Genomic DNA, 22,404 nt, shown 5'->3' with positions numbered 1-22,404 from the left:
TTGCCAGGATCGGCCATGAATATCTTCCAGGAAGCGCTGATCAACCGGCGCTTGAAAAAATCACTCGACAGCCACCAGTGCCGCCTGGCCGGCGGCATCAAGTCCCTGCGCGATGGCGCCCAGCTCATCCTCGAGCCGGGGGTGAAGATCGGCAAGACGAAGATCTTTTCGCCCAGGCTGGCCATCGGGGCCTACAGCGATATCGTCAGCGGCAGCGAGTTGCGCCATGTCTCGCAGATCGGCCGTTACTGCTCCATCGCTACCGCGGTGGTCATCGGCCAGGCGCGCCAGTCCCATCCCATCGACTGGCTGACCACCCATCACTTCGCCTCCAACCCCAAGCTGATCAAACGTCCGATCAAGCGCGAGCATCCCTACCACCCCGCGGTGATCGGGCACGATGTGTGGATCGGTCGCGACGTGTTGATCCTGGATGGGGTCAAGATCGGCACCGGTGCCATCATCGGTGCTCAGTCGCTGGTCAACGCCGATGTGCCGCCCTACGCCATAGTTGCCGGTACCCCGGCGCGGGTGATCCGCTATCGCTTCGAGCCCGAAGTGATCGAGGGTCTGCTGGCCAGCCACTGGTGGGAGTTGCCGCTGGATGTCCTGGGCGAACTGCCGCTGGATGATCCGCAGACCTGCCTGGCGACACTGCAAAACAGAACGCCGCCAGCGGCAGCCCATCCGCGGCGTCTGCGAATCGATTCGGAACCCTTCCGGCTGCGGATTATTCCCGCCGTGGAAGCCGCGCAGGCTGCTTCGTTCGACGCTTCCGGCACTTAGCGAAAGAAACGAGGCGCCCCAGGGCGCCCCGCCTTGCCTCGGTCAGAACTGCCACTGCACCCCGAGCGAATAGGACGCCTGGCTGCCTTCGCTGTGGGCGAAGCGCGTATTGGCCTCGGCGAACACGCCCAACTGCTCGCTGACCGCCAGCAGCGCGCCGGCCTGGGCCCGGCCGAAGTCCTTGTCCACGTCGCCCAGATCGGCGATACGGGTGCGGCCATCGCCCAGGGCGGTCAGCGCGATATCGTCCAGGCGGCCGTCCGCCAGATCCATCACCCAGCGCACGCTGGCGTAGGGTTTCACGGCCATCCGCTTACCCAGCGCCAGTTCGCCGCGCAGGCCCCAGCCGAGGCTGGCTTCCAGCGAGTCGTAGTCCTGCTCCTCGAAGCCCAGCGCGGTGCGCAGGTCGTCGTCTTCGTCGAAGTCGTCGATGCGGTAGTGCACGTAGTCCAGTCCGCCCTGCGGACCGGTCTTGATACCGGCGATGTCGAAGTCGTAGCCGCCGTCGACGCGGGCGCCCCAGAACCAGGCGTTGGTATCGCCGTCGATGCGCTGGTCCAGCAGCACCGGCCCGCCCTTGGCCTGCAGGTAGACCGCACGCTTGCTGTCGAGGTCGCTGTAGCCGGTGCTCAGCTCGCCGCCGAGCCAGGCCGGGCCGCCGTCGTTGAGCAGGCCGTAGAGTCCCAGTTGCCAGGTTTCCGCTTCCAGGCGGGCGCTGTGGTCCAGGTTGTCGCGGCTGCGCTGGAAGCTCAGGCTGCCGCCGAGGGTCAGCGCTTCGCTGGCACGGTAGTCACCCAGCAGGTGCACGCCGGCGCGGTGCGAGCGCGGGTCGCCGGGCATGTCGAAGCCGCTTTCCGGGGTGGTCTCGCCTTCCACGCCGACCTCACCATCGAAGCTGCCCACGGTGCGTGGGCTGCCCAGCAGCGTCAGCCAGCGGCGGTCGTGCATCCGGGTCAGGGCCAGGTGCTGGCGCTGCAGCTGGTCTTCCATCTGCCGCGCCATCGCGCCGCCGGAAGCGGTGGAGGCCAGCAGGTCGGCATTGGTCAGTTCCAGCAGCAGGCGCGTGAGCAGGCGCGAGAAGTCGCGCAGGCGCTGGTCGATGCGTTCCTGGCCGAAGGCGCCGGTGAGCACCTGCTCGTTGTCCAGCGCCGGGTTGTGCCAGGTGGCGCCGCCGGGGATGGCCGGGTTGTCGGTCTGCTCGTAGCCGTCCAGCTCGCCCAGTTCCCAGTTGGTCGCCTCGATGAACAGCACCGGGACGTTCAGGCCCTCGAAGCTTTCGCCGTCGCTGCAGCAGCCGGTGCCGGCGGGGTATTCCTCATTCAGGCCGGGGTTGGTGAACAGCGGGATCTTCAGTTCCTGGGCGATGCGCAGGAGCTGGTCGCGGTAGGCGCCCAGCGCCGGATTGTCCACGCTGTTGAAGCCGGCGTGGGCGTACATCTTGTCGCCGGTGATCAGGCTGTCGAGGTTGATCATCCCCAGCAGGTTGCTGCGTTGCTCGTCGCTCAGGGAGGCGACGTAGGCGCGGGAGCCGCGCAGACCTTCCTCTTCGGCGCCGAAGCCGACCACTTCCAGGCCGTTCTCCAGCTCGATGCCGCCCAGGTTGCGGGCGATTTCGGTCAGCACCGCGGCGCCGGATCCGTTGTCGTCCAGACCCTGCAGGGTCGGCCGGCCGTAGTAGGTGTCGTAGTGGGCGCCCAGCACCACGTACTGGCCGCTGCTGCCCGGGGCGCTGGCGATGACGTTCTGCGAGCTGCGGCTACCGGCCCAGGTGAAGTCCTGCACCTGCGTCTGGTAGCCGAAGCCCAGGCGCGACTGCATCAGCGCGGTGGCGCCGGCGAAGCTGGCGGTGCCGCGGTAACGGCCGGGGTAGTCGTTGATCAGGGTGTCGAGGGTGTCCCCGGCGTAGTCCCCGTACTCGTAGGCGCTGGCATCGATCGAAAACGCGGCGCATCCCAGGCTGACCGCAACGGCTAAGGGTTTGAACACGGCACTTTCCTCTGTGTCGATTGGAATCGCATCGGTCTTGATGCGTGCGCCGGAGGAAAGCAGGATGTGCGCCGTTTCGCCGAAGATGCTCGGAAATTGACGCTTGAGTGATAGAGAGTGTCGCGTCACTGTAACATTGGTGATACACGGCCGGCCTGCTGGCCAGCCGTGTCCGGGCGGGGGTGTTCGACGCTCCCCGAAAGGGGGCGCCTCAGGTTTCGTCGCTGACCGGCGCCTCGGGCGCGTAGCGCTTCACCGCGGCCACGCCGTTCTCGGCGTTGGCCTGGCTTGCGTACATCTGGCTCTGGCCGACGACCTGGCCATTGGTGGCCTTGAGCACGAAGTAGTGCTTGCCGTTGGAGGCGGCCTTCACTTCGAAGGCGCCTTCGCGCTGGGAGTTCTTGCGTACCGACTCGATGCCGTCCTGGGCCGAGGCCTTGGCCTTGTACAGCTCGCTGGTCAACACGATCTCGCCGTTGCTGGCGTGCAGGTTGAAGTGGAACTGGCCATCACTGGCCTTCTTGAGATGGTACTTGCCGGCCATGCCGTTTTCTCCGTTGGGTGGAAGGTATCCCCCAGCGTAGACGGCTGCGCGCGGAAAGGAGCGCCATCGGCTGGATGGCGCCCCTCGGGCTCAGACCTTGAGGGTCTTCACACCTTCGGCGGTGCCGAGCAGCAGCAGGTCGGCCGGACGCGCGGCGAACAGGCCATTGGTGACCACGCCGACGATGTTGTTGATCGCCTCTTCCAGCTGTACCGGGCTGTCGATGCGCAGGTTGTGCACGTCGAGGATGATGTTGCCGTTGTCGGTCAGCACGCCCTCGCGGTACACCGGGTCGCCGCCCAGCTTCACCAGCTGGCGGGCCACATGGCTACGGGCCATGGGGATGACTTCCACCGGCAGCGGGAAGGCGCCGAGGATCGGTACCAGCTTGCTGGCGTCGGCGATGCAGATGAACTGCTTGGCCACCGCGGCGACGATCTTCTCGCGGGTCAGCGCGGCGCCACCGCCCTTGATCAGTTCCAGGCGCTCGTTGGTCTCGTCGGCGCCGTCGACGTAGAACTCCAGCTCGCTGACGGTGTTCAGGTCATAGACCGGAATGCCGTGGCTCTTCAGGCGTGCGGCGGTGGCTTCGGAGCTGGCTACGGCGCCGTCGAACTCGGCCTTGTGCCGGGCCAGCAGGTCGATGAAGAAGTTGGCGGTGGAGCCGGTGCCCACGCCCACGATGCTCTTGCTGTCGAGGTGCGGAAGAATGTGATCGACGGCGGCTTGGGCCACTGCCTGCTTGAGCTGATCCTGGTTCATGGCGGACTGTCTTCTGGATGGTCGGCGCGCCGGGCGCCCGGGAAGGTACGAAGGGTCGGATTATAGCGGCCGCGAGCGCCTGGGTGTTGCGCCGCCGGACAACTGTTCCGGTCTTTCCCGCGCGGATTGTTCGGTGGCCCGCCCGGCGCCGGCTGGAGTAGACTCGCAACTCCTCGAAAATGCCGCCGAATGTGCCCTTCCGATGCTCGAACAATACGTCAAGAAGATCCTCACCTCGCGTGTCTACGACGTTGCCGTGGAAACGCCCCTGCAGCCCGCCCGCCAGCTCTCCGAGCGCCTGGGCAACCAGATTCTGCTCAAGCGCGAAGACCTGCAGCCGGTGTTCTCCTTCAAGATTCGCGGCGCCTACAACAAGCTGGCGCAGCTGACCCCGGAAGAACTGGCGCGCGGCGTGGTCACCGCCTCGGCGGGCAACCATGCCCAGGGCGTGGCGCTGGCGGCCCGTGAGCTGGGAATCAAGGCGACCATCGTGATGCCGCGCACCACGCCGGAGCTGAAGGTGCAGGGCGTGCGCGCTCGCGGCGGCAAGGCCGTGCTGCACGGCGATGCCTTCCCTGACGCGCTGGCGCATTCGCTGAAGCTGGTGGAAGAGAAGGGCTACGTCTACATCCACCCCTACGACGATCCGGAAGTGATCGCCGGGCAAGGCACCGTGGCGATGGAAATCCTTCGTCAGCATCCGGGCCGGCTGGACGCGATCTTCGTCCCGGTCGGCGGCGGCGGCCTGATCGCCGGCATCGCTGCCTACGTCAAATACCTGCGCCCGGACGTCAAGGTGATCGGCGTCGAGCCGGATGACTCCAACTGCCTGCAGGCCGCCATGGCCGCCGGCGAGCGCGTGGTGCTGGGGCAGGTCGGGCTGTTCGCCGACGGCGTGGCCGTGGCGCAGATCGGCCAGCACACCTTCGACCTGTGCAAGGACTACGTCGATGAAGTGATCACCGTCAGCACCGACGAGATCTGCGCGGCGATCAAGGACATCTACGACGATACCCGCTCGATCACCGAACCGGCCGGTGCGCTGGCGGTGGCGGGCATCAAGAAGTACGTGCAGCGCGAGAGCGCCAGCGGCCAGACCCTGGTGGCGATCGATTCGGGCGCCAACATCAACTTCGACCGCCTGCGCCATGTGGCCGAGCGCGCCGAACTGGGCGAGAAGCGCGAAGCGATCATCGCGGTGACCATCCCCGAGCGTCCGGGCAGCTTCAAGGCCTTCTGCGAAGCCATCGGCAAGCGCCAGATCACCGAGTTCAACTACCGCTACAACACCAACCAGGAAGCGCACATCTTCGTCGGCGTGCAGACCCACCCTGACAACGACCCGCGCGAGGCGCTGGTGGAGCAACTGCGTGGCCAGGGCTTCCCGGTGCTCGACCTGACCGACAACGAGCTGGCCAAGCTGCACATTCGCCACATGGTCGGCGGCCACTCGCCGCGGGTCAGCGGCGAGCAGGTGTTCCGCTTCGAGTTCCCCGAGCGGCCGGGTGCGCTGTTCAACTTCCTCAACCGCCTGGGCGGGCGCTGGAACATCACCATGTTCCACTACCGCAACCACGGCGCGGCGGACGGCCGCGTGGTCGCCGGCCTGCAGGTGCCGGACGATGAGCAGCACCTGGTGGCCGCAGCGCTGGAAGAGATCGGCTACCCGTACTGGGACGAAAGCGACAACCCGGCCTATCGCCTGTTCCTCGGCTGACGCCGGGAAGCAGTGCCGCCGCGGCGGGTGCTAGTCTTCGCTGAACGCAGGATTGTTCACAGGAACGCATGACCATGGAAAGCTACCAGACCTTCCGAATCCTCCACGGTGTCGCGGCGGTGCTGCCGTTCCTCGCCATCATCGGCCTGGCCTGGTACGGCTGGCGCAGCTGGCGCGGGGGCGACGCCGGGAAGATCGCCACAGCGCTGCAACGCATCGGCCTGGCTGGCTGGGTGCTGGTCGCCGGCAGCATCGCCAGCCTGCCGGTCACCGGCTGGCAGATGGTGCACGGCGCGGGCCTGCCGCTGGGGCAGACCTGGCTGCTGGGCAGCGCCTGCCTGCTGATCGTCGCCACGCTGTTCTGGCTGCTGTTCACCACCCGTCTGTGGCGCATCCGCGGGCTGGCCCTGGCCGCCCAGGGCAGCGGCGAGCCGATCGCCGTACGTGCGGTGCGCGAGTGGAAGTTCGGCTTGGCCTTCTTCGTGCTCTCGCTGCTGTGCGTGATCGCCATCCTGGTGCTGATGATCAGCAAGCCGGTCTGACGCGAACTCCGTGAGCGTCTACCTGCTGCTCAAGATCCTGCACATCCTCTCTTCCACGCTGCTGTTCGGCACCGGCCTGGGCTCGGCCTACTACGCCTGGCGTGCGTGGCGCAGCGGCAGCCTGGAGGCGATCCGGGTCACCTTCCGCCACCTGGTCACCGCCGACTGGCTGTTCATCGCCACCACGGCGGTGTTCCAGCCGCTGAGCGGCATGGCCATGGCGCATCTCGCCGGCTGGCCGCTGGATTCGGGCTGGCTGCTGTGGAGCCTGTCGCTGTATGTGTTTGCCGGCGCCTGCTGGCTGCCGGTGGTCTGGCTGCAGATCCGCGTGCGGGATATGGCCGAGGTGGCACACCGGGAAGGTGCGGCGCTACCGCCGCAAGCCTTCCTCTATATGCGCTGGTGGTTCGCCCTGGGTTGGCCGGCGTTCCTGGCCTTCCTGGGGATTTTCCACCTGATGGTGAACAAGACGCTCTGAGGTAGCTCAGTCGCGCAGGCTGATCACCGGCCAGCCGCGCGAAAGCGCGGTGGCGCGCAGGGTGTCGTCCGGGTCGACGGCGACCGGGTTGGCCACCCGCTCCAGCAGCGGCAGGTCGTTGCGCGAGTCGCTGTAGAAGTACGCGTCGTCCAGCTTCAGGCCGGTCTCGTCGAGCCAGCGTTGCAGGCGGGTCACCTTGCCGCCCTGGAAGCAGGGCACGTCGAAGGTGCGGCCGGTGTAGAGACCGTCCTTCATTTCGCATTCGGTGGCGATCAGCGTTTCCACGCCCAGGCGCTCGGCGATGGGGCCGGTGACGAAGCGGTTGGTGGCGGTGATGATCACCAGCTTGTCGCCGGCGGCGCGGTGCTCGGCCAGCAGGGCCTCGCCCTTGGCCAGGATGATCGGCTCGATGACCTCTTCCATGAACTGGCGGTGCCAGATCGCCAGCTGTTCCAGGCTGTTGCGGCCCAGGATGGCCTGGGTGAAGGCCTGGTAGGCGAACACGTCCAGGGTGCCGGCCACATAGTCGGCATAGAAGGCGTCGTTGCGCGCCTGGTACTCGCCGGCGTCGACCAGGCCACGCTGGCACAGCCATTCGCCCCAGCTGTGGTCGCTGTCACCGGCCAGGAGAGTGTTGTCGAGATCGAAGAGAGCCAATCGCACGTCGAATTACCAATGGTTGCCTATGCTGAAAAGTCGCCTAGAGTAACGGCTTTTGTCGGCCCTGCACATGACGCCGCGCCTCGCGTTGCCGCTGTCACAAGCTTTGTGGAACAATGCGGGCACACGCGATTTCGAGGATGTACCGCCGTGATCGATCCCGATGGTTTTCGCCCTAATGTCGGCATCATCCTTTCCAACGATGTCGGACAAGTATTGTGGGCACGGCGTATCAACCAGGAAGCCTGGCAATTTCCCCAGGGCGGCATCAACGCCCGCGAAACCCCTGAGGAAGCGCTGTTCCGCGAATTGAATGAAGAAGTCGGCCTGGAAGAGCAGGACGTACGGATTCTTGCCTGTACCCGTGGCTGGCTGCGTTACCGCCTGCCGCAACGCCTGGTGCGGACCAACAGCCAACCGCTGTGCATCGGGCAGAAACAGAAATGGTTCCTCCTGCGCCTGACCGGCGAGGAAAGCCGGGTGCGCATGGATGTGACCGGCAAACCGGAATTCGATGGCTGGCGTTGGGTCAGCTACTGGTACCCGCTGGGCCAGGTCGTGACCTTCAAGCGCGAGGTCTACCGCCGGGCCCTGAAGGAATTGGCACCGCGCCTCCTGGCGCGCGACTAGCACGCAAGTTCAAGGAGTTAGACCCCCACGCCATGCTCAACACGCTGCGTAAGATCGTCCAGGAAGTGAACTCCGCCAAGGACCTCAAGGCGGCGCTGGGCATCATCGTGCAGCGCGTGAAGGAGGCCATGGGGACCCAGGTCTGCTCGGTCTATCTGCTGGACGCCGAGACCAACCGCTTCGTGCTGATGGCCACCGAGGGCCTGAACAAGCGCTCCATCGGCAAGGTCAGCATGGCGCCCAACGAGGGCCTGGTCGGCCTGGTCGGCACCCGCGAGGAGCCGCTCAACCTCGAGAACGCCTCCGAACACCCCCGTTACCGTTACTTTGCCGAGACCGGCGAGGAGCGCTACGCCTCCTTCCTCGGCGCGCCGATCATCCACCACCGCCGGGTGATGGGCGTTCTGGTGGTGCAGCAGAAGGAGAAGCGCCAGTTCGACGAAGGCGAGGAAGCCTTCCTCGTCACCATGAGCGCGCAGCTCGCCGGCGTAATCGCCCACGCGGAAGCCACCGGCTCGATCCGCGGCCTGGGCAAGCTCGGCAAGGGCATCAGCGAAGCCAAGTTCGTCGGCGTCCCCGGCGCTCCCGGCGTGGCCGTGGGCAAGGCCGTGGTGGTGCTGCCGCCGGCCGACCTCGAAGTGGTCCCGGACAAACCCATCGACGACGTCGAGGCCGAGGTCGAGCTGTTCAAGCAGGCCCTTGAATCCGTCCGCGAGGACATGCGCAACCTCTCCAGCAAGCTGGCTACCCAGCTGCGCAAGGAAGAGCGCGCCCTGTTCGACGTCTACCTGATGATGCTCGACGATGCCTCCATCGGCCTCGAGGTCAAGCGCATCATCCGCTCCGGCCAGTGGGCCCAGGGCGCCCTGCGCCAGGTGGTGATGGAGCACGTGCAGCGCTTCGAGCTGATGGACGACGCCTACCTGCGCGAGCGCGCCTCGGACGTCAAGGACATCGGCCGCCGCATCCTCGCCTACCTGCAGGAAGAGCGTCAGCAGTCGCTGACCTACCCGGACCAGACCATCATCGTCAGCGAGGAGCTGTCGCCGGCCATGCTCGGCGAGGTGCCCGAGGGCAAGCTGGTGGGCCTGGTGTCGGTGCTCGGCTCGGGCAACTCCCACGTCGCCATCCTCGCCCGTGCCATGGGTATTCCCACGGTCATGGGCGCGGTCGACCTGCCGTATTCCAAGGTCGACGGCATCGACCTGATCGTCGACGGCTACCACGGCGAGATCTACACCAACCCGTCGCCGCAGCTGGTCAAGCAGTACGGTGAAGTGGTCGCCGAGGAAAAGGAACTGAGCAAGGGCCTCGCCGCGCTGCGCGAGCTGCCCTGCGAGACGCTGGACGGCCACCGCATGCCGCTGTGGGTCAACACCGGCCTGCTGGCGGACGTGGCGCGCGCCCAGGAGCGCGGCGCCGAGGGTGTCGGCCTGTACCGCACCGAAGTGCCGTTCATGATCAACGACCGCTTCCCCAGCGAGAAGGAACAGCTCGCCATCTACCGCGAGCAGCTTTCCGCCTTCCACCCGCTGCCGGTGACCATGCGCACCCTGGACATCGGCGGCGACAAGGCGTTGTCCTACTTCCCGATCAAGGAAGACAACCCCTTCCTCGGCTGGCGCGGCATCCGCGTCACCCTCGACCACCCGGAAATCTTCCTGGTGCAGACCCGCGCCATGCTCAAGGCCAGTGAAGGCCTGGACAACCTGCGCATCCTGCTGCCGATGATTTCCGGCACCCACGAGCTGGAAGAAGCGCTGCACCTGATCCACCGCGCCTGGGGCGAGGTGCGCGACGAGGGCGTGGACATCCCCATGCCGCCGATCGGCATGATGGTGGAGATCCCCGCGGCGGTGTACCAGACCCGTGAGCTGGCGCGCCAGGTGGACTTCCTCTCGGTCGGTTCCAACGACCTGACCCAGTACCTGCTGGCGGTGGACCGCAACAACCCGCGCGTCGCCGACCTCTACGACTACCTGCACCCGGCCGTGCTGCAGGCGTTGAAGAAGGTGGTGGACGACTCCCACGCCGAAGGCAAGCCGGTGAGCATCTGCGGCGAAATGGCCGGCGATCCGGCGGCCGCCGTGCTGCTGATGGCCATGGGCTTCGATTCGTTGTCGATGAACGCCACCAACCTTCCTAAAGTGAAGTGGTTGCTGCGGCAGATGACCCTGTCCAAGTCCCGCGAGCTGCTCGGCCAGCTGATGACCTTCGACAACCCGCAGGTCATCCACAGCTCGCTGCACCTGGCGTTGCGCAACCTCGGCCTCGGCCGCGTAATCAACCCGGCGGCGACCATCCAGGCCTGACGCCGGACCCCATGCCTTCCCAGATGCGGGAGGTACCCAGACGGTGAGGCCGGTCACCGGCCAAGGCGAAGCTTATGGACGAGCTCGACGTCAGTCCCGGCACGGACTCCCACGACAGTGCCCTGACCCTGCGCCTGGCTCTGAAGATCGTCAGTGACGGCATCTGGGACTGGAACATCCGCACCAATCACGTCAGCCGCAGCCCCGGCTGGTACAGCATGCTCGGCTACGACGCGGACAGCCTGCCGGAGAACGTCGCGACCTGGCATGAGGTGATCCACCCGGACGACTTCGAGCAGGTGATGCGCGGCTTCAACGCCTATGTCGAGGGGCGCAGCGAGCAGTATGCCGAGGAATACCGCTGCCGCTGCCGCGATGGCAGCTACCTGTGGGTCAGCGATCACGGCCGCTTCGTCGAGTTCGACGAGACGGGGAAGGCGACCCGGATGATCGGCGCCCATCGCAATATCCACGAACGCAAGCTGGCCGAACTGGCCTTGCAGCAGAAGAATCTCGAATTGCAGCAGCTCAACCAGCAGCTCGAAGCGCTGGTCGAAGCGCGCACCGAGGCGTTGCGCCGGGCCAACGAGGCGCTGGTCGAGCAGGCGGCAGAGGCCCTGCGCCTCGCCGAGATCGACCCGCTGACGCAGATCGCCAACCGCCGCCGTTTCGAACAGCAGATGCATGCCGAATGGCAGCGCCTGCAGCGCCATGGCCACGCCTGCGCGCTGATGATGTTCGACCTCGATCATTTCAAGCGGGTCAACGATCGCCTGGGACATCAGACGGGCGACCGCGTACTGGTGGCGGTGGCGGAGGTGGTGCGGCAGCAGTTGCGAGAGGAGGACTGCTTCGCCCGCTGGGGCGGCGAGGAGTTCATCGTGTTGCTGCCGGAAACCAGCCGCGACGCCGCGCGGGAGCTGGCCGAACGGCTGCGCCTGAGCGTTCGCCGGGCCGACACCTCGCTACCGGTGCAGTTGACCGCCAGCTTCTCGATCACCGCGATGCATTCCGGCGAGGACCTGATGGCGCTGATGCGCCGGCTGGACGACGGGCTCTATCGCGCCAAGCAGCAGCGCGACTGCATCGTGACCTGCTAGAGGCTCAGGCGTACGTCGCCCAGGCGCGCGCCGCTGGGGCCGAAGCTGCGTTCCAGCAGTTCGCGGCGACCGTCGGCGTGAACGATCAGCGCCGTGCTGGCGCGGGTGCCGTAGTTCGCGCTGGCGATGAACACGCTCGACAACAGCTTTTCGGTGGCCAGGCCCACGCCGGTCTCGGGCAGTTCTGCGTCGCTGGCCTGGCGCTCGTCGGCCAGCAGGGCGACGAGCGATTCGGCCTCCGGTTGTTCGAGCTGTGTTTCCAGCGCTGAACGGGCGCGGAGCAGCTTGGGCCAGGGCGTATCCAGCGCGGCGTTGGACAGCCCGTGCACGCCGGGCGCCACCGCCGTCGGCGGGCCGATGCGCGGGTTGAAGTAGCAGAGCTGCCCGGCGTCGCCGACCAGCAGGTTGAAACCGCTGTAGTCGCTGGCGCGGTGCGCGACCTGCTGCAGATATTCCAGTGGTGTCTGCCGGCCCTGCAGGAAGGCGGCGACCAGCTCGCCGCGCGAGCGCGGCCCCAGCGGTTGGCCCGGATCACGGACGTTGGTCAGCGCCGCGAAGCGGCCGTCCGGGGCGATGCCCATCCAGGTACCGCCCGCTTCCAGGTCGCGGCCCGCGTAAAGGCCGGGAAAGTCCTCCCATGCCGCCAGCGGCAGGGTGGGGCGGGCGTAGAACTCGTCGCGGTTGGCCGCGACGATCAGCGGCGCGGCGTGGTCGGGGCGCCAGGCGAAGACGATCAGGCACATGGGTCGAACTCCGTAGTGTGTCGGCAGTCTATCAACTCCACCGATGTCCCGGAGTGGTTGGAGCGCCCCGGAGGCATCGGCTACCATGCCCGCTTTGCTCACGAAGGTTGCCCCATGGAGTTCGTGCTCTACCTGGTGCTAGGCGCCTGTGCCGGTGTGCTGGCCGGCCTTTTCGGGGTCGGCGGCGGGCTGATCATCGTTCCGGTGCTGGTGTACAGCTTCAGCGCCCACGGTTTCTCGGCCGATGTGCTGACGCAGATGGCGGTCGGCACGTCGCTGGCGACCATCATCTTCACCTCGACCAACTCGGTCCTCGAGCATCACCGCCGTGGTGCGGTGCGCTGGCGGCTGTTCTTCTGGATGACCGTGGGCATCCTGGTGGGCAGCGCCCTGGGAGCGCTCACCGCGTCGAAGATCCAGGGGCACGTGCTGCAGAAGATCATCGGGGTCTTCGCCATCCTGGTGTCGATCCAGATGGCGCTGGGCCTGCAGCCCAAGGGCGGCGGCGAGCTGCCAGGGCGCGTCGGCCTGGGCGTCGCCGGCGGGGTGATCGGCTGGGCTTCGGCGATCTTCGGCATCGGCGGCGGCTCGCTGACCGTGCCTTTCCTGTCCTGGCGCGGCGTCTCCATGCAACAGGCGGTTGCGACTTCGTCCGCCTGCGGGCTGCCGATCGCCATTGCCGGTGCGATATCGTTCATCGTCGTCGGCTGGCACAACGCCAAGCTGCCGGAAATGAGCGTCGGTTTCGTCTACCTGCCGGCGCTGGTGGGCATTGCCCTGGCCAGCATGTTCTTCGCGCGCATCGGGGCGCGGCTGGCGCACCGCCTGCCGGCGAAAGTCCTGAAGCGCCTGTTCGCCCTGCTGCTGTTCAGCGTGGGGCTGAGTTTCCTGATCTGATTCCTGCTAGGAGAAGCGGATGCTGCCTTATCCACAGATCGACCCGGTTGCCGTCGCGCTCGGGCCGCTGAAAATCCACTGGTACGGCCTGATGTACCTGATCGGCATCGGTGGTGCCTGGCTGCTGGCGTCGCGCAAGCTCCACCAGTTCGACCCGACCTGGACCAAGGAGAAGCTCTCCGACCTGGTGTTCTGGGTGGCCTGCGGCGTGGTCCTGGGTGGTCGCCTGGGCTACGTGCTCTTCTACAACCTGGACGAGTACATCGCCAATCCGACGCTGATCTTCGAGGTGTGGAAGGGCGGCATGTCGTTCCACGGCGGGCTGATCGGCGTGATGCTGGCGACCTGGTGGTTCGGCAAGCGCAACAACAAGAGCTTCTTCCAGCTGATGGACCTGATCGCGCCGCTGGTGCCGATCGGCCTCGGCGCCGGGCGTATCGGCAACTTCATCAACGGCGAGCTGTGGGGCAAGGTGACCGACGTGCCCTGGGCGATGGTCTTCCCCACCGGCGGCCCGGAGCCGCGCCATCCGTCGCAGCTGTACCAGTTCGCGCTGGAGGGCGTGGCGCTGTTCGTCATCCTCTGGCTGTTCACCCGCAAGCCGCGCCCGACCGCATCGGTCTCCGGCCTGTTCGTGCTGTGCTACGGCATCTTCCGCTTCATCGTCGAGTTCGTCCGCGTGCCGGATGCCCAGCTGGGCTACCTGGCCTGGGGTTGGCTGACCATGGGCCAGGTGCTGTGCGTGCCGATGGTCCTCGGCGGCATCGCGCTGATGGTCTGGGCCTACCGCCGCGCACCGGCTCAGCCGGCGGCGAACTGAGCTTCGCCTGAGTGAAAAAAGCCGCCCTCGGGCGGCTTTTTGCTTTTCGCAGGGCGTATGACGCTCCGCGTGATACGCCGATTGACCTGGGTTTCAGGGCGCTCCGAGATCGGCCCCGGAGCCGCGGCAGGGGCCTGCGGATCGGCGTACAACCGCGAACGGTTGTACGCCCTACGGGCAACCCGCGCGCCTCGTCGCGCAGCCGGGGCGGCCTTACTTCTGCTCGCTCTGCGGCGTGACGCGCAGCACTTCCTCGATGGTGGTCAGCCCGGCGGCGACCTTCTGCGCGCCGGACAGGCGCAGGCTGCGCATGCCTTCCTTGAAGGCCTGGCGGCGCAGCGGGATCAGGTCGGTATCCGCGCTGATCTGCTCCTTCACGGTTTCACTCAGCAGCATGATCTCGTAGACCCCGGCGCGGCCGCGGTAGCCGGTGTCACGGCACTCCAGGCAGCCGACGGCGCGATGGGCGTTGGTCGGCAGCGGGGCGTTCCACGGCCGGGTCAGTTCCTGCCAGTCCGCCTCGTTCAGCTCCATCGGCGCCTTGCAGTGCGGACAGAGGGTACGCACCAGGCGCTGGGCCATGACCCCGAGCACGGTGGCGCGGATCAGGTAGTAGGGCACGCCCAGTTCCAGCAGACGGGTGATGGCGGTGGGCGAGTCGTTGGTATGCAGGGTGGAGAGCACCAGGTGGCCGGTGAGCGCCGCCTGGATCGCCATCTCGGCGGTCTCCAGGTCGCGGATCTCGCCGACCATGATGATGTCCGGGTCCTGGCGCAGCAGGGCGCGCACGCCGCTGGCGAAGGTCAGCTCGATGTTGTGCTGGACCTGCATCTGGTTGAACGAGGGCTCGATCATCTCGATCGGGTCCTCGATGGTGCAGACGTTCACCTCGTCGGTGGCCAGTTGCTTGAGCGTGGTGTAGAGCGTGGTGGTCTTGCCCGAACCGGTCGGGCCGGTGACCAGGATGATGCCGTTGGGCTGGCTGGTCATGCTCTGCCAGCGGCGCAGGTCGTCCGGCGAGAAGCCGAGCTGGTCGAAGGTCTTGAGCAGCACCTCGGGGTCGAAGATACGCATCACCATCTTCTCGCCGAAGGCCGTGGGCAGCGTCGACAGGCGCAGCTCCACCTCGGCGCCGTCCGGAGTCTTGGTCTTCACCCGGCCGTCCTGCGGCTTGCGCTTTTCGGCGACGTTCATCCGGCCCAGGGATTTCAGGCGGCTGACCACCGCCATGGTGACCTGCGGCGGGAACTGGTAGACGTTGTGCAGCACGCCGTCGATGCGGAAGCGCACCGTGCCCTGTTCGCGGCGCGGCTCGATGTGGATATCGCTGGCGCGCTGCTGGAAGGCGTACTGGAACAGCCAGTCGACGATGGTGACGATGTGCGCGTCGTTGGCATCGGGTTCCTGGTCCGCCGCGCCCAGGTTGAGCAACTGCTCGAAGTTGCCCACGCCGCTGATCTTCTGGTCCTTGGCGGTCGCCCCGCTGACCGACTTGGCCAGCCGGTAGAACTCCACGGTGAAGCGCTGGATGTCGGTGGGACTGGCCACCACGCGCTTGATCGGGCGCTTGAGCACGTGGATGAGGTTGCTTTCCCAGGCCTGCACGAAGGGCTGCGCGCTGGCGATGGTGACTTCGTCCGGGGCCACGGCCACCGCGAGGATCTGGTGGCGCTGGGCGAAGGCGTAGGACATCAGCGGGGTGACTGCGGCGACGTCGATCTTCAGCGGGTCGATGCGCAGGTAGGGTTGTCCGCTGTAGTCCGCCAGCCAGTGCACCAGGGCGTCGAGGTCGAGCTTGCGCCCGCCGCGCTGGCGGTCCTCGATCTGCTGCGCGGCGAGGAATTCCAGCGGGTGCTGCTGGTTGTTCACCGCGCTGCGGCGGATGGCCAGGCACTGCTCGGCATCATCCTGGGCCACGCGGCCCTGGCTCACCAGTTCGCGCAGGATGTCGCCCAGATCGAGCAAACGGTCCTGGGCGGATGGGGCATAGGCGGACATACGGATTCCCTTCGTGTAGGGCGGGCTTCGTGTAGGGCGGGCCTGGCTCGACCCGCCGCGTTGCCGGGCCAGCTTATTTCAAAAGCGCCTTCCACGGCTTGAGGGTCAGCACAGTATGGGCCTGGGCCGCCAGGGCATCCAGGCGACCCTCTGCGTCCGGGCCGGCCAGCAGTTCTTCCAGCTTGGCCAGCTCGCCGTACAGGCGGTCGACTTCCGGCAGCTCCAGCACGCCGCGCGCCGGGCGCAGCCAGACCAGCATGCGCTGCAGGCGCGGCAGTTGGTCGGCGAGCACCTCGGGCAGTTGCTGGGCGCGTTGCAGCGGCATGGCCTGGGCCTCCTCGGCGAGCATGCGCTGCAGCCACTTGCCGAACGCGGCACCGCCCAGGCGGTTGGCGCGCTCGTTGCGCTCGCTGGTCCAGGCCTTGGCCAGCAGCCAGCTGGAGGCGCTCAGGGAGAACTGGCCCCAGCGGGTGTTGCCCAGCTCCTCGCGGAAGGCCTCCGGCATCTGCTGGCGCACGCTTTCGTCGTCGCGGCCCTGCTCGATGCGCGGCTGCCAGTCGGCGATCAACGCGTCGAGGGCGGCGCGCAGCTCACGGGTGCTGGCGCGCGGTACGGCCTGGCCGAGGCTGCCGAGCAGGGCGCGCAGGTCCATCAGCTGGCGCAGCCAGTCTTCCAGCAGGCGCCAGTGGCCGTTGAAGCGGTATTGCTCGGCCAGGCGCTGGCTGCTGCCCAGCAGCGCCCAGGCGAGCGCGGCGAAGGCGCCGTCGAGCGGGGTTTCCGCCAGCAGCTTCTGGGTGTCGGGCTGGATGCTGTAGCTGGCCGGGTCGAACAGCCGGTAGCCGCGCTCGGCCTTGCTGATGTCGCAGGGCATCAGCGGCAGGTCGGCGGCCAGCTCCAGCGCCAGTTCCAGCAGCGCGGCGGGTTCGCCCTGGCGTAGTTCCAGCTCCAGCTCGCAGATTTCCTCCTCCTGCTTGCCGGCCACCACCTTGCCCAGGTCCAGCGCGGCCTCGATGACCACCTTGGTCTTGCCGCGGCCCCAGGCGATCTCGGCGCGCTGGCGGGTGAAGTCGGTGCTGAAGATCGGCTTGAGCTGCTTCTTGTCCAGGTCGGCCAGGGCAGCAGGCCAGCACTGGTCGTCGAGTTTCTTCAGGTCGAGTTTGTTCTTCTCCAGGTACCAGTCCCACTCGTTGCGCTCGGACAGCCCGGCGACGCTCTGGCCGCGGGTCTTCAGGGTCTGGATGAACTGCTCGCCGTCGCGGCGCATGCGCAGGGCTACGCGGGCGCGGGCCAGCTCGCGGGCTGGCGTGTCGTAGTACTGGTTGAACAGCTCGCGGGGTTCCCAGCCGGACTTGTTGCGCTTCTTCAGTGCCGGGTGATCGCGCAGGGCGGCGAGGGTTTCGCGGCTGGCGCGCAATTTGATTTCGGTTTCTTTCTGCATGGCGATGTCCGGGTCAGGGCGGTTGCGCCCGTCTGGCGAAAAGCTTGAGGACGGGCGCGGAAAAGACGTCAAAGGTGTGCAGTTTACAGGGAGTTCGGCATGCCTGCCGGGCGGCGCGAGGTTTTACCGCAGGCCGGCATGGTCCATAGTGGGAACAAAGCCTTTGGAGACCACCATGTCGTTGCCGCCCCTGAAACAACGCTTCGCCGAGCTGATCGCGCTGCCGTCGGTGAGCTGCACCCAGGCCGCGCTGGACCAGTCGAACCGGCCGGTAGTCGAACGCCTGGCCGGCTGGCTCGACGAGCTGGGTTTCGCCTGCGAGCTGCAGGAAGTCTCGCCGGGCAAGTGCAACCTGATTGCCGTGCTGGGCGGCGGCCCCGGCGGGCTGGTGCTGGCCGGGCATACCGACACCGTGCCTTGCGACGAAGCCTTGTGGAGCAGCGATCCGCTGCGCCTGGACGAGCGCGATGGGCGCTGGTTCGGCCTGGGTGCCTGCGACATGAAGGGCTTCTTCGCCCTGGCCATCGAGGCCGTTCTGCCCCTGCTGGAGCAGCCGCTCAAGCAACCGCTGATCCTGCTCGCCACCTGCGACGAGGAAAGCTCCATGGCCGGCGCCCGCGCGCTGGCGGCCGCCGGCCAGCCGCTGGGGCGGGCCGCGGTGATCGGCGAGCCGACCAATCTCAAGCCGATCCGCCTGCACAAGGGGGTGATGATGGAGCGCATCGACATCGTCGGCCAGAGCGGCCATTCCTCCGACCCGAGCCTGGGCCGCAGCGCGCTGGAGGCCATGCACGCCGCCATCGGCGAACTGCTGGCGCTGCGCGGCGAGTGGCAGCGCGAGTTCGCCAACCCGCAGTTCAGCGTGCCGCAGCCGACGCTCAACCTCGGCTGCATCCACGGCGGCGACAACCCCAACCGCATCTGCGGCCAGTGCGCCCTGGAGTTCGACCTGCGCCCGCTGCCCGGCATGCAGCCCGAGGCGCTGCGCCAGGCCATTCGCGAGCGCCTGCGCCCGGTCGTCGAGCGCCATGCGGTGCAGCTCGACTACCGCCCGCTGTTCCCGGCCGTGCCACCTTTCGAGGAGGCCGCCGACAGCGAGCTGGTGCGTATCGCCGAAAGTCTGACCGGGCATCACGCGGAAGCGGTAGCCTTCGGCACCGAAGCACCGTATCTTCAGCAGCTCGGCTGCCAGACCCTGGTGCTCGGCCCTGGCGACATCGCCTGCGCCCACCAGCCGGACGAGCACCTTGCCCTGGAACGTATCGAGCCAACCGTGGAACTGCTGCGCGGCCTGATTCGTCACTATTGTCTATAAGACTTGCCTGTAGCGCGCTCGGACACCGGGCCCAACGTACTCACGAGGAGAAACCTGTCGATGTTCATGCGACGACGATAACCGCGCCGCCCCCTGGCCGAGCCTCGGCCGCATCCGACAGTTTTCCGCCCACTCGAACGACAGGCTTTTCAAGCAATGCACGACTACGTCAACTGGCTGCGCCACGCTTCGCCCTACATCAACTCGCACCGGGACTGCACCTTCGTGGTGATGCTGCCCGGCGAGGGCGTGGAAGATCCGAATTTCGGCAATATCGTCCATGACCTGGTGCTGCTGCACAGCCTGGGCGTGCGCCTGGTGCTGGTGCACGGCTCGCGCCCGCAGATCGAGGCGCGCCTGGCTTCCCATGGACTGGCGCCGCGCTTCCACCGTGGCCTGCGCGTCACCGACGCACCGACCCTGGGTTGCGTGATCGACGCGGTGGGCAGCCTGCGCATCGCCATCGAAGCGCGGCTGTCCATGGACATGGCCGCCTCGCCCATGCAGGGCTCGCGCATGCGCGTGACCTCCGGCAACTTCGTCACCGCGCGCCCCATCGGCGTGGTCGATGGCATCGACTACCACCACACCGGCGAGGTCCGTCGGATCGACCGCAAGGGCATCAACCGCCAGCTCGACGAGCGCAGCATCGTGCTGCTTTCGCCGCTGGGCTATTCGCCCACCGGGGAAATCTTCAACCTCGCCTGCGAGGACGTGGCCATGCGCGCGGCCATCGATCTGGGCGCGGACAAGCTGATCCTCTACGGAGCCGAGCGCGGCCTGCTGGATAACGACGGCAAACTGGTGCGCGAACTGCGCCCGCAGCAGGTGCCGGCGCATCTGGAACGCCTCGGCGCGAGCTACCAGGGCGAGCTGCTCGATGCCGCGGCCCAGGCCTGCCGGGCCGGCGTGCGGCGCAGCCACATCGTCAGTTACACCGAGGATGGTTCGCTGCTCAGCGAACTCTTCACCCGCACCGGCAACGGCACCCTGGTGGCCCAGGAGCAATTCGAGCAGCTGCGCGAGGCGGGCATCGAGGATGTCGGCGGCCTGCTGGAGCTGATCCGGCCGCTTGAAGAGCAGGGCATCCTGGTGCGCCGTTCCCGCGAAGTGCTGGAGCGCGAGATCGAGCAGTTCAGCATCGTCGAGCGCGAGGGGTTGATCATCGCCTGCGCGGCGCTCTATCCGATTGCCGATTCCGACGCCGGCGAGCTGGCGTGCCTGGCGGTGAACCCGGAGTACCGCCATGGCGGGCGCGGCGACGATCTGCTCGAACGCATTGAGCAGCGCGCGCGCAATCTGGGCCTGAAGACCCTTTACGTACTCACCACGCGCACCGCTCACTGGTTCCGCGAGCGCGGCTTCCAGCCCAGCAGCGTGGAGCGCCTGCCGGCGGCGCGCGCCTCGCTGTACAACTACCAGCGCAATTCGCAGGTGTTCGAGAAGAGCCTGTAAGGCCCTTTTCGTAGAGCATGGTGCGGAAATGAAAAAGAGGCCCGAGGGCCTCTTTTTCGTTCTGCGTGGCTGCGCACTCAGACGCTGAGCAGCCCCAGGATGCTCGCCTGGTAGGCCGCGACGAAGGTGTCGAAGTCGCCCTCGGGCTGCGCTTCCAGTTCCGCCTGCTCCTGCAGCGACTGGCTGGCCATGTCCTCGAAGCGCGCCTGCTCCTCGGCGGACAGCGGCTGCGCGCGCAGGGTGGCGGCGTGCTGGCGGCTGTAGCGCAGGGCGAAGGCTTCGAAGCTCTCGCCGCGCTCGCGCATTTCCGCCAGCACCTTCGCCGAGGGCGTCAGGCAGGCGTCGGCGACCTTGGCGCGCTGTTCGGCCAGGCTCTGCGCGTGCAGGCTGCCGCCGCGGGCGCGGTCGAGCAGTTCGATGATCGGCGCGATGGCGTCGAGCAGACCGCTGGCCCACTCCTTCATCTCCACCTGCTGGCCGCCGCGCTCCAGTTTCAGACCGGGGCGACGGCCTTCCTTGACTACCTTGAGGAAGTTGCTGGTGGCCGCGCCGCATTCGCAGCCGCCCAGCGGCGGGCTCTCGGAGAGGGCGCAGAAGAGCAGGAAGGCGTCGAGGAAACGCGCTTCGGGGAGGTCGATGCCCAGCGGCAGGAAGGGGTTGATGTCCAGGCAGCGCGCTTCGACGTACTGCACGCCACGGGCCATCAGCGCCTGGATCGGGCGCTCGCCGGTGTAGGTGACGCGTTTGGGGCGAATGCTCGAGTAGTACTCGTTCTCGATCTGCAGGATGTTGGTGTTGAGCTGCACCCACTCGCCGTTGACCTTGGTGCCGACCTTCTCGTACGGCGCGTAGGGCGTGCTGACCGCGCGGCGCAGGCTGTCGATGTAGCTGTCCAGGTCGTTGTAGCAGGGCGTCAGGCCCGCCTGGGCGTTGTTCTGATAGCCCAGGTCGCTCATGCGCAGGCTGGTGGCGTAGGGCAGGTAGAGCGTGTGCTCGTCGAAGGACTCCAGGCCGTGCGGGCGGCCGCGCAGGAAGCCGGCGTCCAGGGCCGGGGAGGCGCCGAACAGGTACATCAGCAGCCAGCTGTAGCGGCGGAAGTTGCGGATCATCGCGATGTAGCGGTGCGACTGGTAGTCCCGCGCGCTCTTCTCGCTGCCTTCTTCCTCGCGCAGCACTTCCCACAGCGCTTCGGGCAGGGAGAAGTTGTAGTGGATGCCGGCGATGCACTGCATGGTCTTGCCGTAGCGCAGGGCCAGGCCCTTGCGGTAGACGTACTTCAGGCGGCCGATGTGGGAGCTGCCGTAGCGGGCGATCGGGATGGTCTCTTCATCCGGCAGCTCGCAGGGCATGGACGGGCTCCACAGGTATTCGCCGTCGAGCTTCTGGTAGGCGAAGCGGTGGATTTCGCCCAGATCGTCCAGGGTCTTTTCGACGCTGCTGGCGGTCGGCGTGATGAACTCCAGCAGCGACTCGGAGTAGTCGGTGGTGATCTGCGGGTTGGTCAGGGCCGAGCCCAGGGCGCGCGGGTGGGGGGTCAGCGCCAGCTTGCCGTGCTCGTCGACGCGCAGGCATTCGCGCTCGATACCGTGCAGGCACTGGGTGAGCAGGGACAGGTTGTCAGCATCGCCGAGCAGAGCCAGGCGGCGGGAGAGTTGGTCGCTCAAGTTGGAAGTCCTTCACACGGCAGTCGCCCCACTATGGGGGTGGACTGGGCGGTCTACAAGGGGAGAACACAACCGGCGTTGTCGCCTGGCTTGTACGGACGCAGCGCCGGCGCCCGTGATTGCGGGCTCCGGCGTCCAGCATAGGTCAGATGTCGCGGTGCCAGTTACAGCTGGGCGAAGGTGCCTTGTCCCTTGGCGACCAGCTTGTCGCCCTGGTGGATGTCGGCCTCGACCACCAGCGAGCGCCGCCCGGCGTGCAGGACCTTCGCCACACAGCGCACCTCGCCCTCGGCGACCGCGCGGATGTAGTTGATCTTGCATTCCAGGGTGACGCTCTGCCGGTCGAAGCCATGGGCGCTGGAGCAGGCCAGGCCCATGGTCATGTCCATCAGCGTGAAGAGTGCGCCGCCGTGCATGACGTTGCCGCGATTGCGCAGGTGCTCGGCCATCGGCAGCAGCACCTCGGCTTCGCCGTCGGCGACGCGCACCGGCTGCACGCCGATGGTTTCGCTGAAGCGGCTGATCATCAGCTCGCGGGCGGGCATCTCGCTCATGGA

Annotated in this window: 20 protein-coding genes; 11 read left to right on the top strand and 9 right to left on the bottom strand. The window is 67.1% G+C overall.

Going from position 1 to position 22,404, the window contains the following annotated elements; genetic code table 11:
* Positions 1-15: 15 nt before the first annotated feature.
* Entirely contained in the window at positions 16-786 is a 771-nt protein-coding gene (locus tag ACAW63_RS03085) for a CatB-related O-acetyltransferase (RefSeq protein WP_371231610.1), read from the top strand.
* Between the two features lie 42 nt (positions 787-828).
* On the opposite strand, the gene ACAW63_RS03080 is transcribed toward ACAW63_RS03085, so the two are convergent.
* The 3 genes from ACAW63_RS03080 to rpiA form a co-directional block, all read right to left on the bottom strand.
* Positions 829-2,772 (bottom strand): autotransporter domain-containing protein, encoded by a 1,944-nt coding sequence (locus ACAW63_RS03080; RefSeq protein ID WP_371231608.1) that lies wholly within the window; start codon positions 2,770-2,772, stop codon positions 829-831.
* Between the two features lie 211 nt (positions 2,773-2,983).
* Positions 2,984-3,316, bottom strand: a complete 333-nt coding sequence (locus ACAW63_RS03075; protein WP_371231607.1) for a YegP family protein — start codon at positions 3,314-3,316, stop codon at positions 2,984-2,986.
* Positions 3,317-3,406: 90 nt separating this feature from the next.
* Positions 3,407-4,078: a ribose-5-phosphate isomerase RpiA gene (gene rpiA / locus ACAW63_RS03070; RefSeq protein WP_371231605.1), complete on the bottom strand. Its 672-nt coding sequence runs from the start codon at positions 4,076-4,078 to the stop codon at positions 3,407-3,409.
* 202 nt (positions 4,079-4,280) lie between these two features.
* On the opposite strand from rpiA, the gene ilvA reads away from it, so the two are divergent.
* From ilvA to ACAW63_RS03055, 3 genes are all read left to right on the top strand, one after another.
* Entirely contained in the window at positions 4,281-5,795 is a 1,515-nt protein-coding gene (ilvA, locus tag ACAW63_RS03065) for a threonine ammonia-lyase, biosynthetic (RefSeq protein WP_275609157.1), read from the top strand.
* A gap of 74 nt (positions 5,796-5,869) precedes the next feature.
* Complete coding sequence (locus tag ACAW63_RS03060; protein WP_371231603.1) at positions 5,870-6,337, top strand: DUF2269 domain-containing protein; 468 nt, start codon at positions 5,870-5,872, stop codon at positions 6,335-6,337.
* Between the two features lie 10 nt (positions 6,338-6,347).
* Positions 6,348-6,815: a DUF2269 family protein gene (locus ACAW63_RS03055; protein WP_371231601.1), complete on the top strand. Its 468-nt coding sequence runs from the start codon at positions 6,348-6,350 to the stop codon at positions 6,813-6,815.
* Between the two features lie 6 nt (positions 6,816-6,821).
* Here ACAW63_RS03055 and ACAW63_RS03050 read toward each other — a convergent pair whose 3' ends face one another.
* The gene (locus tag ACAW63_RS03050; protein ID WP_371231599.1) at positions 6,822-7,478 is read right to left on the bottom strand and encodes an HAD family hydrolase; all 657 of its coding nucleotides are present in this window, start codon (positions 7,476-7,478) and stop codon (positions 6,822-6,824) included.
* Between the two features lie 147 nt (positions 7,479-7,625).
* Between ACAW63_RS03050 and ACAW63_RS03045 the strand changes: the two genes are divergently transcribed.
* From ACAW63_RS03045 to ACAW63_RS03035, 3 genes are all read left to right on the top strand, one after another.
* Positions 7,626-8,105 carry an RNA pyrophosphohydrolase gene (locus tag ACAW63_RS03045; RefSeq protein WP_152227102.1) on the top strand — a complete coding sequence of 160 codons (480 nt, stop codon included), beginning with the start codon at positions 7,626-7,628 and terminating at the stop codon, positions 8,103-8,105.
* A 32-nt stretch (positions 8,106-8,137) separates the two neighbouring features.
* On the top strand, positions 8,138-10,417 hold the full coding sequence (gene ptsP / locus ACAW63_RS03040) for a phosphoenolpyruvate--protein phosphotransferase (RefSeq protein ID WP_275609153.1): 2,280 nt from the start codon (positions 8,138-8,140) through the stop codon (positions 10,415-10,417).
* A 74-nt stretch (positions 10,418-10,491) separates the two neighbouring features.
* On the top strand, positions 10,492-11,517 hold the full coding sequence (locus tag ACAW63_RS03035) for a sensor domain-containing diguanylate cyclase (protein ID WP_371231597.1): 1,026 nt from the start codon (positions 10,492-10,494) through the stop codon (positions 11,515-11,517).
* On the opposite strand, the gene ACAW63_RS03030 is transcribed toward ACAW63_RS03035, so the two are convergent.
* Entirely contained in the window at positions 11,514-12,260 is a 747-nt protein-coding gene (locus tag ACAW63_RS03030; RefSeq protein ID WP_371231595.1) for an NRDE family protein, read from the bottom strand. The genes ACAW63_RS03035 and ACAW63_RS03030 overlap by 4 nt on opposite strands.
* Before the next feature lie 114 nt (positions 12,261-12,374).
* Between ACAW63_RS03030 and ACAW63_RS03025 the strand changes: the two genes are divergently transcribed.
* Both ACAW63_RS03025 and lgt read left to right on the top strand, forming a co-directional pair.
* Positions 12,375-13,157 carry a sulfite exporter TauE/SafE family protein gene (locus tag ACAW63_RS03025; protein WP_371231593.1) on the top strand — a complete coding sequence of 261 codons (783 nt, stop codon included), beginning with the start codon at positions 12,375-12,377 and terminating at the stop codon, positions 13,155-13,157.
* A 19-nt stretch (positions 13,158-13,176) separates the two neighbouring features.
* Positions 13,177-13,977 carry a prolipoprotein diacylglyceryl transferase gene (gene lgt, locus ACAW63_RS03020; protein WP_275609130.1) on the top strand — a complete coding sequence of 267 codons (801 nt, stop codon included), beginning with the start codon at positions 13,177-13,179 and terminating at the stop codon, positions 13,975-13,977.
* Between the two features lie 213 nt (positions 13,978-14,190).
* Here the strand turns inward: lgt and ACAW63_RS03015 are convergent, their stop codons facing one another.
* A complete protein-coding gene (locus tag ACAW63_RS03015; protein WP_371231591.1) occupies positions 14,191-15,975 on the bottom strand; it encodes a GspE/PulE family protein in 1,785 nt (594 codons plus the stop codon).
* Positions 15,976-16,048: 73 nt separating this feature from the next.
* Positions 16,049-17,413: an inorganic triphosphatase gene (locus tag ACAW63_RS03010; protein ID WP_371231589.1), complete on the bottom strand. Its 1,365-nt coding sequence runs from the start codon at positions 17,411-17,413 to the stop codon at positions 16,049-16,051.
* A 175-nt stretch (positions 17,414-17,588) separates the two neighbouring features.
* On the opposite strand from ACAW63_RS03010, the gene argE reads away from it, so the two are divergent.
* Together argE and argA are read left to right on the top strand one after the other, a co-directional pair.
* Positions 17,589-18,728, top strand: a complete 1,140-nt coding sequence (gene argE / locus ACAW63_RS03005; RefSeq protein WP_371231587.1) for an acetylornithine deacetylase — start codon at positions 17,589-17,591, stop codon at positions 18,726-18,728.
* Positions 18,729-18,884: 156 nt separating this feature from the next.
* Positions 18,885-20,183, top strand: a complete 1,299-nt coding sequence (argA, locus tag ACAW63_RS03000; RefSeq protein WP_371231586.1) for an amino-acid N-acetyltransferase — start codon at positions 18,885-18,887, stop codon at positions 20,181-20,183.
* Positions 20,184-20,260: 77 nt separating this feature from the next.
* On the opposite strand, the gene gshA is transcribed toward argA, so the two are convergent.
* Together gshA and ACAW63_RS02990 are read right to left on the bottom strand one after the other, a co-directional pair.
* A complete protein-coding gene (gene gshA, locus ACAW63_RS02995; protein WP_371231585.1) occupies positions 20,261-21,847 on the bottom strand; it encodes a glutamate--cysteine ligase in 1,587 nt (528 codons plus the stop codon).
* A 164-nt stretch (positions 21,848-22,011) separates the two neighbouring features.
* Positions 22,012-22,374 carry a PaaI family thioesterase gene (locus ACAW63_RS02990; RefSeq protein ID WP_370601720.1) on the bottom strand — a complete coding sequence of 121 codons (363 nt, stop codon included), beginning with the start codon at positions 22,372-22,374 and terminating at the stop codon, positions 22,012-22,014.
* Positions 22,375-22,404: the final 30 nt, after the last annotated feature.

Origin of the sequence: Pseudomonas sp. QE6 (genome assembly GCF_041379005.1) — a bacterium.
Classification (GTDB): Bacteria; Pseudomonadota; Gammaproteobacteria; order Pseudomonadales; family Pseudomonadaceae; genus Pseudomonas.
This window is presented reverse-complemented; position numbering and strand designations above follow the sequence as displayed.

What these genes read in the sequence shown, in the direction of transcription:
- ACAW63_RS03085 (WP_371231610.1), top strand. Translation starts at nt 16, where the DNA reads ATGAATATCTTCCAGGAAGCGCTGATCAACCGGCGCTTGAAAAAATCA.
- ACAW63_RS03075 (WP_371231607.1), bottom strand. Translation starts at nt 3,316, where the DNA reads ATGGCCGGCAAGTACCATCTCAAGAAGGCCAGTGATGGCCAGTTCCAC.
- rpiA (WP_371231605.1), bottom strand. Translation starts at nt 4,078, where the DNA reads ATGAACCAGGATCAGCTCAAGCAGGCAGTGGCCCAAGCCGCCGTCGAT.
- ilvA (WP_275609157.1), top strand. Translation starts at nt 4,281, where the DNA reads ATGCTCGAACAATACGTCAAGAAGATCCTCACCTCGCGTGTCTACGAC.
- ACAW63_RS03060 (WP_371231603.1), top strand. Translation starts at nt 5,870, where the DNA reads ATGGAAAGCTACCAGACCTTCCGAATCCTCCACGGTGTCGCGGCGGTG.
- ptsP (WP_275609153.1), top strand. Translation starts at nt 8,138, where the DNA reads ATGCTCAACACGCTGCGTAAGATCGTCCAGGAAGTGAACTCCGCCAAG.
- ACAW63_RS03035 (WP_371231597.1), top strand. Translation starts at nt 10,492, where the DNA reads ATGGACGAGCTCGACGTCAGTCCCGGCACGGACTCCCACGACAGTGCC.
- ACAW63_RS03030 (WP_371231595.1), bottom strand. Translation starts at nt 12,260, where the DNA reads ATGTGCCTGATCGTCTTCGCCTGGCGCCCCGACCACGCCGCGCCGCTG.
- ACAW63_RS03025 (WP_371231593.1), top strand. Translation starts at nt 12,375, where the DNA reads ATGGAGTTCGTGCTCTACCTGGTGCTAGGCGCCTGTGCCGGTGTGCTG.
- lgt (WP_275609130.1), top strand. Translation starts at nt 13,177, where the DNA reads ATGCTGCCTTATCCACAGATCGACCCGGTTGCCGTCGCGCTCGGGCCG.
- ACAW63_RS03015 (WP_371231591.1), bottom strand. Translation starts at nt 15,975, where the DNA reads ATGTCCGCCTATGCCCCATCCGCCCAGGACCGTTTGCTCGATCTGGGC.
- ACAW63_RS03010 (WP_371231589.1), bottom strand. Translation starts at nt 17,413, where the DNA reads ATGCAGAAAGAAACCGAAATCAAATTGCGCGCCAGCCGCGAAACCCTC.
- argE (WP_371231587.1), top strand. Translation starts at nt 17,589, where the DNA reads ATGTCGTTGCCGCCCCTGAAACAACGCTTCGCCGAGCTGATCGCGCTG.
- argA (WP_371231586.1), top strand. Translation starts at nt 18,885, where the DNA reads ATGCACGACTACGTCAACTGGCTGCGCCACGCTTCGCCCTACATCAAC.
- ACAW63_RS02990 (WP_370601720.1), bottom strand. Translation starts at nt 22,374, where the DNA reads ATGATCAGCCGCTTCAGCGAAACCATCGGCGTGCAGCCGGTGCGCGTC.